This window comes from Arthrobacter sp. UYEF3 (assembly GCF_040546245.1).
In the GTDB taxonomy this organism is placed as follows: domain Bacteria; phylum Actinomycetota; class Actinomycetes; order Actinomycetales; family Micrococcaceae; genus Arthrobacter.
Genome location: NZ_JBEPNK010000049.1, coordinates 1 through 7,077 on the forward strand (window position 1 = coordinate 1; position 7,077 = coordinate 7,077).

The 7,077-nt window shown below is 61.5% G+C and carries 9 protein-coding genes, 1 tRNA gene and 1 pseudogene; 7 read left to right on the plus strand and 4 right to left on the minus strand.

The window, feature by feature from the left end; translation table 11 throughout:
- Positions 1-212: 212 nt before the first annotated feature.
- Positions 213-818, minus strand: coding sequence for an ANTAR domain-containing response regulator (locus ABIB14_RS18465; protein ID WP_354237358.1), 606 nt, complete (start codon positions 816-818; stop codon positions 213-215).
- Positions 819-1,021: 203 nt separating this feature from the next.
- Here ABIB14_RS18465 and ABIB14_RS18470 point away from each other — a divergent pair.
- Positions 1,022-1,103 (plus strand) — tRNA-Leu (locus ABIB14_RS18470).
- Positions 1,104-1,191: 88 nt separating this feature from the next.
- Complete coding sequence (locus ABIB14_RS18475) at positions 1,192-2,322, plus strand: tyrosine-type recombinase/integrase (RefSeq protein WP_354237359.1); 1,131 nt, start codon at positions 1,192-1,194, stop codon at positions 2,320-2,322.
- Positions 2,323-2,342: 20 nt separating this feature from the next.
- Here the strand turns inward: ABIB14_RS18475 and ABIB14_RS18480 are convergent, their stop codons facing one another.
- Together ABIB14_RS18480 and ABIB14_RS18485 are read right to left on the minus strand one after the other, a co-directional pair.
- Positions 2,343-2,588 carry a hypothetical protein gene (locus tag ABIB14_RS18480; RefSeq protein ID WP_354237360.1) on the minus strand — a complete coding sequence of 82 codons (246 nt, stop codon included), beginning with the start codon at positions 2,586-2,588 and terminating at the stop codon, positions 2,343-2,345.
- Between the two features lie 78 nt (positions 2,589-2,666).
- Positions 2,667-2,921 carry a helix-turn-helix domain-containing protein gene (locus tag ABIB14_RS18485; RefSeq protein ID WP_354237361.1) on the minus strand — a complete coding sequence of 85 codons (255 nt, stop codon included), beginning with the start codon at positions 2,919-2,921 and terminating at the stop codon, positions 2,667-2,669.
- 229 nt (positions 2,922-3,150) lie between these two features.
- On the opposite strand from ABIB14_RS18485, the gene ABIB14_RS18490 reads away from it, so the two are divergent.
- The gene (locus tag ABIB14_RS18490; RefSeq protein ID WP_354237362.1) at positions 3,151-3,648 is read left to right on the plus strand and encodes a hypothetical protein; all 498 of its coding nucleotides are present in this window, start codon (positions 3,151-3,153) and stop codon (positions 3,646-3,648) included.
- Here the strand turns inward: ABIB14_RS18490 and ABIB14_RS18495 are convergent.
- On the minus strand, positions 3,602-3,925 hold the full coding sequence (locus tag ABIB14_RS18495) for an ArsR/SmtB family transcription factor (RefSeq protein ID WP_226758981.1): 324 nt from the start codon (positions 3,923-3,925) through the stop codon (positions 3,602-3,604). The genes ABIB14_RS18490 and ABIB14_RS18495 overlap by 47 nt on opposite strands.
- Positions 3,926-4,236: 311 nt before the next feature.
- On the opposite strand from ABIB14_RS18495, the gene ABIB14_RS18500 reads away from it, so the two are divergent.
- The 4 genes and pseudogenes from ABIB14_RS18500 to ABIB14_RS18515 form a co-directional block, all read left to right on the plus strand.
- Positions 4,237-5,022, plus strand: a complete 786-nt coding sequence (locus ABIB14_RS18500) for an RNA polymerase sigma factor (protein WP_354237363.1) — start codon at positions 4,237-4,239, stop codon at positions 5,020-5,022.
- 268 nt (positions 5,023-5,290) lie between these two features.
- Positions 5,291-5,812, plus strand: a complete 522-nt coding sequence (locus ABIB14_RS18505) for a hypothetical protein (RefSeq protein WP_354237364.1) — start codon at positions 5,291-5,293, stop codon at positions 5,810-5,812.
- Positions 5,813-5,909: 97 nt separating this feature from the next.
- Positions 5,910-6,542: a hypothetical protein gene (locus ABIB14_RS18510; RefSeq protein WP_354237365.1), complete on the plus strand. Its 633-nt coding sequence runs from the start codon at positions 5,910-5,912 to the stop codon at positions 6,540-6,542.
- 15 nt (positions 6,543-6,557) lie between these two features.
- Positions 6,558-6,818, plus strand: a pseudogene (locus tag ABIB14_RS18515) (C40 family peptidase); the annotation flags it as partial.
- Between the last annotated feature and the right edge of the window lie 259 nt (positions 6,819-7,077).

The window sequence follows — 7,077 nt, forward strand, 5'->3', positions numbered from 1 at the left end:
GTCGGTGACCTGGCCGACGCCGGCAGCCACGGCGACGCCACCGTCACCAAAGACAAGCTCGGCCCGTGGCCGGAAAAGAAGAAGAGGGACAACAATATCTAATTCGTCCCCGGAGACGACAAGGGAGGGTCCCCGCCGCGTGAAGCCTGGCGGGGACCCTCCCTTTTTGTCGTGCCTTGTAATGCCTTTTCGGCCGGCGGTCGGCCGGGGGCTTAGTTGACCTGGTTGATGATGGTCTCGGCAACCTCGCGCATGCTCAGGCGGCGGTCCATCGAGGTCTTCTGGATCCAGCGGAACGCCTCCGGCTCCGTCAGGCCCATCTTGGTGGTCAGCAGGCTCTTGGCGCGCTCCACGAGCTTGCGGGTGGCGAACTGCTCCTGCAGGTCACTGACCTCGTTTTCGAGGGCCTTGATTTCCTCATGACGGGACAGCGCGATCTCAATAGCGGGGATCAGGTCTGCCGGGGTGAAAGGCTTTACCACGTACGCCATGGCGCCGGCGTCGCGGGCACGCTCAACGAGTTCCTTCTGGCTGAACGCGGTCAGCAGCACCACGGGGGCGATCCGGGCCTTGACGATTTTCTCGGCGGCGGAAATGCCGTCCATGACAGGCATCTTGACGTCCATCAGGACCAGGTCCGGTTTCAGTTCCTCGGCGAGCTGCACGGCCTTCTCGCCGTTGTCCGCTTCGCCGACGACGTCGTAGCCTTCGCCTCGCAGGATCTCGATGATATCGAGGCGGATGAGGGTCTCATCCTCGGCGACCACGACGCGGCGCGCAGGCTGGGAAGTGGCGGTTGACTCCGTCTGTTCTGACACGGGAACTCCTTGGAAAGGTACGGCGGGAACTGGAGCATCGTAGGTTTGCCCGCTGATGTACTGGGACCGGTTGGGATCGATGCGGCGTCACTGGCGCGATTCTGGAATTCAGCCTATCTGCATGTAGAGTAATTTCGCGCACCGGAACCGATCGCGTTGCTCACAGCAGCGTGATTGGGCGATTTTTTCACCGGTGTCTCCGCGCCCGAGTGGCGGAATTGGCAGACGCGCCGCACTCAAAATGCGGTATCGAAAGGTGTGTGGGTTCGAGTCCCACCTCGGGCACAGTGTTTCCGCAGTTCAGTAGGGTTTCCAGGCCCTGGGTGTGCACAAAAACTCGTTTTCTGTGCACACTAAGCCTAGAATTTTGGGTATGGCCAGCATTTGGGAGCGGAAAAAATCGGACGGATCCACGTCGTTCACGGTCCGCTGGCGGAACCCCGAGTCACGAAAGCAAGAGGGGATTACCCTAGCGACGTCGGCCGAGGCCCAGACGCTGAAGCGCCTCCTTGATGCCAACAACCAATCCTTTGAGATTGCCCAGCATGCGATGGTCGCGAACCAGACCAAAGCGCCCACCGTCGCGGCCGTGATCCAAGAGCACATCGACTTTCTGGTCCGGCCTTCAGTTGGCACAGTCCACACGTATCAGACCATGCTGAAGCTTCACATCGCCGATGTCATCGGGCACATTCCCGTGGACAAGCTTGATTACCGGCATCTGACGTATTGGATCAAGGCCATGCAGACCAAGGGCCGGTCCGCTAAGACCATCAAGAACAACCATGGCCTCATTTTCTCGGCGATGGAGACGGCCGTCCGGCTCGGTTACAGGAAAGATAATCCGTGCCGGGGCGTCCAGTTGCCGTCAGGCGAAAAGGCAGAGGATGAGGCCAGGTTCCTGACGCACGCTGAGTTCGGCCTGATTCTGGAGGGCATGGGGGAGCGGTACAAGGCGTTCACTCAATTCTTGGTCATGACGGGAACGCGGTTCGGCGAAGCTACTGCGGTGACTGTGGCGGACGTGGACCTGATGTCGAAACCGGCAACGATGCGGATCAACAAAGCATGGAAACGCGGTACTGATTCCGAGTATTACGTCGGAGCGACCAAGACCGGTGCCGGCAAGAGGACGGTTTCGCTGAATCCCCATTTAGTGGAAGTGTTGATTCCACTGGTGGCCAGCCGCCCTGGCTCAGAACTCTTGTTCACCACTCCCAAGGGTGAGCGCATTGTTCACAAGCTGTATTGGCACCACTACTGGACGCCCGCCGTGAAAGCAGCCCAGGCCCGTGGACTGAAGAAGTCACCTCGGATCCACGATCTGCGCCATACCCATGCTTCCTGGCTGATCCAGGATGGCGTCTCGCTGTTCACGATCTCCAGGCGACTCGGGCATGCATCTACGCGAACCACTGAGCAGGTGTATGGCCACTTGATGCCGCAGGCGCTCCAGGATGCCGCCGACGCCGTCGAGCGTTCCGCCGACGTGTGGCGTGGATAGCGACTGGGGCCGTTGGTTACCTAAGAGAACTTCTGGCGAGCCTGTGCTCGCGTCCCGATCATTCGGACGGCCGGCGCCGTAGGGCTACAGGACCGGACTTCGCGTAGCTCTGCAATCTCCCGGAGGTGGACCGACGTGAAGACAATCTTCCCCTTGCCCCAGACGGTGTGCGGGAACTCCCCTTTGGCTGCCCCGTCCCTAAGCCATGCCTCTGAACACTTGAGGACGGTGGCAGCCTCGGCTGGTTCGAAGAATTCGAGTTTCATGCCCCTGACCAATCCTTTCGTCGTTATGCGGCGAGGACTGCTTGCGCGAGTCCTGCCCCAGTTCATGTAAGCCGGAAATCACGGCGGCATGATGGTGACCTGAAAACTCGCTTCGAGGGCCGCGGCATTGAGGTGCACCTGCTCGGCGGAAGCACTGAACTGAGTCGATGAGCGCTGCACCAGCCCAGCATCCAGGAGGAGTCCGAGTTGCCTTCGGATGGCTGAAGGCGAGGCGCTGAGTTCCCTGCCGATCTGGCCACAGGTCGAGGGCCCGTTCCTGAGCAGGAATCGGATAATTCGGCTTCGTGTTCGGTTCATCAAAATGCACGACATGGGGGACCACAACCAGGGGAATGGTGAAGGGCTGCTGTAGACGGGTCTACAGCAGCAGGTTACTCCGGTTGAGGTCACGTTGGATAGACCAGAGTGCGTCAATGAATCCTCAACTGGTTGACGCGGTTGATTGCCGCGCCGGACGACTCGGGTAATACTGGGCGAAAGGGGGTCGTAGCGCCTGACCGAGCTGCCGGCCCCGCATCAGATCGAGGGGTGGGCAGCGCGGATGAACGAGGCAGGTGGCGGTGACATGTTGTCTCCCCAGGCCCAGCTGGCTCGTCGTCTGAATCTGCTGCTCGACGTCGTGGTTGCCGAACGTGGGAAGCCCGTGACGTTTCGCGAGGTCCAGGCCGAACTCGAGGCTAGGGGCATCAAGTTGTCCCGCGCGCGCTGGTTCTATATGAAAGAGGGGACCGGTCGTCTGGTCAGCGATCCGGCGCTCTTGGCCGAGCTGTGCAACATCTTCAACGTTGACCCCTCGTACCTGATCGGCGACAGCGCCGACTTGCCCGAGCGGATCGATTCGCAACTCGAGTTTGTGAAGTCGCTCCGCGCGGCCAGGGTGAAGACCTTCGCGGCGCGGACGTTGGGCGACGTCTCTCCGGAGACGCTAAGGGCCATCTCTGAATACCTCAACAAGGACATTGATCGCCATCCTGGGGCGGAAGAGGCAGCCGCTAATCCTCCAGAAGATACTGAAGATGAGCCGCCAGCAACTCCTTGATCCGAGCGGGGTTGGCTGAATAGCGCGGAGAGCGCCCATGCCGTCGGCCCGGCTCAAGGTCCACCGCGATGGCGCCGGTCTCCTCAAGTGCAAGCAGGTGCTTGGCTACGCTCGGCTCACCGGCGCTTACTGCTGCCACGATGTCACCGCGGGTCGCCGGACCGTGCGCGGAAAGGTATCGGAGGATCTCGTTCCGTGATCTGTTGCCAAATGTCGCGACAGCGGCCTCGACGTCGTTCGACCAGGCTTCGTCGTGAGGCTGCGTGATCCTGGGCATGGAACCATTCTCACCGAACGATCCCCAAAAAGTAAGACCAGCAGTCTTGACGATACTTTAATTATCTTTGAAAATAGTTTGTAAAGCTTTCTTTTCCTAGTGGTCGGCCTTGGCTTTCGCTGCCACTCTTAGGGCGCCGGTCGTGCCGGCGCCGGACTTATTGGAATCGTTTAGTCGAAGCGGTGAAGACGATGCGAGTCGAAGCCGGGTTGAATCGGGCCCCACAGGATCATCCAAATGTAGAAAGTATCGACATATCCCTGCGCAGTGCGCCGGAGCCCGCCGGGGTTGTCGTTCCGGTAGATCAAATCATGATCGCCGTCGACGGTGTACAGCGGTACGTGGTTTCGCATCTCTCGCGGATCGGCCGGGCCTGCGACGTGGACGATGTTATGCAGGACATCCGGGTCGCGGTGTGGGATGGGGTGACCCGGGGGCATTACCGCCAGCTTCCCGGTATTCCGTTCGGTGCGTGGGTTCAGGGGGTGTGCGCGAACGTGTGCGCCGCGCACACCCGTCGGGAGCTGAGCCATCAGACACTCCCGATGATCGTGGAACCAGGGAATGCCGACGGGCATACGCCGTTCGTTACTCTGGCGGTGCTGGGCATGGACCGGGGTGGAGGTCAAAGTGCCGAGCAGATTATTGACCAGCAATGGGCACGAATGATCATTGATCTGACCCGGGCCAGCGTGCCAGCAGGAGTTTGGGATCTTGCCGTGGACAGTCTCACCGGGCCGCGACACTACGGTCCGCCGTCGCCACAGGACCGCCGGCGCTGGCACGCGGTGACCGTGGTGCGCAAGACGGCGAAAACCGTTCAAAATGCACTTGAAGTTGAGCAGGCGGCCATTAGCAATATCGGAGACGTATGCCAGCGCGCAGCAGAGTGCCTGCCTACACCGGTACTCCGCAGAACAGCTGAAAGTATCGTTCGCCCCGGACTACGAGGACCCGAACGGAAGAAGGCTCTGGAAGCATTGGCGGCCCAGTTGGGCGTCACCGAGCGCTATCTGGCTGTCCAGATCGGCTTCGCACGCCGTCTCTATCAAACGGCCTGGAGGATTCTCCAGGCCGGGACGCGGACTGCCTACTGAGTCATGTTGTGGACCCGTCCTCTCGCCATGAACAGGCGAGAAGGAGGCCCGAATGCACGTGATGAAGAAGAACGCTCAACCTGGTCTAAGCAGCCGACGTCGATGGTGGATCGCCGCAATCGCCCTCTTGAGCGTGGTCGCGGTGCTTTTTGCTCTCACGCGGCCGTCGCCCGCGCCCGCAGAGGCTCCGTTTGCACCCTCGTCGACGACGCCGATCCCTCAGAGCCCGGCAAACGCTTCCCCCGGGACGCAGGCACAAACTCCGACGGTGGCTCCTGACGTTGTGATTGCCGATGCGGAGGGCGCACCCCGCACTGCTGACTTCCGCCAGCTCGCCGCCGCGGCGGCGACGGCGATCTACACCTGGGACACGCGAACGTCTTCCTACTCGGAGGTCTACTCACGGCTCCGTGACTGGTGGGACGTGCTACCGGACGGCTCCAATCCCTTGGCCGTCCTGGTGCAGGAGTTCGAAGCGACCGGGGTCAACGCGGGAAGCTATGCGACTTTGGCTGATCAGCAGGCGCACCGTTCGGCCGCGGTCGAATCCCTGCACTGCGACAGCGAGCTGGCCAAGGTGCGGGAGCGGCCGGCGCCATGGGAGGGACTGCACGTGTGCACCGCTTCCGTCAGCGTTCTGGATCAATCAATCTCTGCCCGCAACACCTATACGGCACCTGTCAGCGTCACGGTGAACTGTCCGCCGGCTGTTACTGCCCCGACGGACCCTTCTGCGGGTTACGTTGGCCGCGGCCTCAACCTTGATCCTGGTGGGTTCCATTGCGGTTAGCGCAGCCGTGGCGGTGCTCGGCGCGGGTACGGCCGACAACCCGTCCATCTGCTCGCAAGATGGCGTGGCCGGCCAGCCAGCCAGTGAACCCGGCGCTATGAGCATCCGCACAACCAACCGGGCCCCGGTCAACGCGAGCGACAGGCAAATGGCCGTCGCGGGGGACTACGTTTCCATAGGCCAGCAACTGGGGGTCCCCCGGGACGGCCAGATCATCGCAATCATGATGGCGCTGCAGGAATCCAGCCTCAGAGTCCTCGCCAACGTGAACGTACCAGCCTCGCTCCAGTACCCGCATGACGGCCTCGGAAGCGACCACGACTCGCTCGGCACCGCCCAGCAACGTCCCGCGGCCGGCTGGGGGACCGTTGAGCAGTTGATGGATCCCAAGTACAACGTACGAGCCTTCTACGGCGGCCCCGCTGGCCCCAACCGTGGCAGACCGCCCGGGTTGTTGGATATCCGAGGTTGGCAATTCGTGAACAAAGGCCAAGCTGCGCAAGCCGTTCAGCTATCGGCATTTCCGGAGTTGTATGCGCGGTGGGAGGCTGACGCGACGGCCATCGTAGCGGCGCTCGACGGCGGGATAACACCGGCTAGGTGCTCGGATACGCCGCCTTCCTCGACGGACCCGGTCTTGCCCGCGAACCTGAGCGAAATCCGCAAAGTTATCCTGCGGTTCACCCAGGAAGGAGTCGGTGGCGCCTACGTGTGGGGTGGCACGGCGTAGAAGGCGTGGGACTGTTCCGGTTACGTCCAATGGATCTACAGGCAGGCCGGGCTCAATCTGCCGCGAGTGGATCAATGGAGGGTCGGTACGCGGACCGACAGTCCGCAGCCGGGGGACTTGGTGGTCCAGAACGCACAGGGACCAGCCGACTGGGGACACGTTGGCATTTATGCGGGAGACGGAATGATGTACAGCGCGCTAAATCCCGCGGTGGGTACGCTGCTGCATCCCATAGCTTGGAATACGGACACGGCGTATTTTGACCTTTTGACGTGACGTGTAGCTACCTTGGACTCATCAACCCGAATTTAGCTCCTGCGAGCCGGGCGGGAGCGGAAGCGTACGGAGTGGTGGAAGAACGGGATTGTAGGCGCGTGCACTGCTGCATCAAGGATGTGATGAGCTTTTCGCTTCGGTCGCAACGTACTGATCGTGTTGAGAGTGAATACTGGCTTCCAAGGGAGCCACCTGTCGTGCGCTTCAGAGCCACCTGCCCAGATCACGGATCGTGTCGTTCAGAGCCACGATTGGCGTG

Bases quoted from the DNA above. Each gene is read 5' to 3' on its own strand.
- ABIB14_RS18475 (WP_354237359.1), top strand. From the start codon at position 1,192: ATGGCCAGCATTTGGGAGCGGAAAAAATCGGACGGATCCACGTCGTTC.
- ABIB14_RS18510 (WP_354237365.1), top strand. From the start codon at position 5,910: ATGAGCATCCGCACAACCAACCGGGCCCCGGTCAACGCGAGCGACAGG.
- ABIB14_RS18485 (WP_354237361.1), bottom strand. From the start codon at position 2,921: ATGTCGTGCATTTTGATGAACCGAACACGAAGCCGAATTATCCGATTC.
- ABIB14_RS18495 (WP_226758981.1), bottom strand. From the start codon at position 3,925: ATGCCCAGGATCACGCAGCCTCACGACGAAGCCTGGTCGAACGACGTC.
- ABIB14_RS18480 (WP_354237360.1), bottom strand. From the start codon at position 2,588: ATGAAACTCGAATTCTTCGAACCAGCCGAGGCTGCCACCGTCCTCAAG.
- ABIB14_RS18500 (WP_354237363.1), top strand. From the start codon at position 4,237: ATGATCGCCGTCGACGGTGTACAGCGGTACGTGGTTTCGCATCTCTCG.
- ABIB14_RS18490 (WP_354237362.1), top strand. From the start codon at position 3,151: ATGAACGAGGCAGGTGGCGGTGACATGTTGTCTCCCCAGGCCCAGCTG.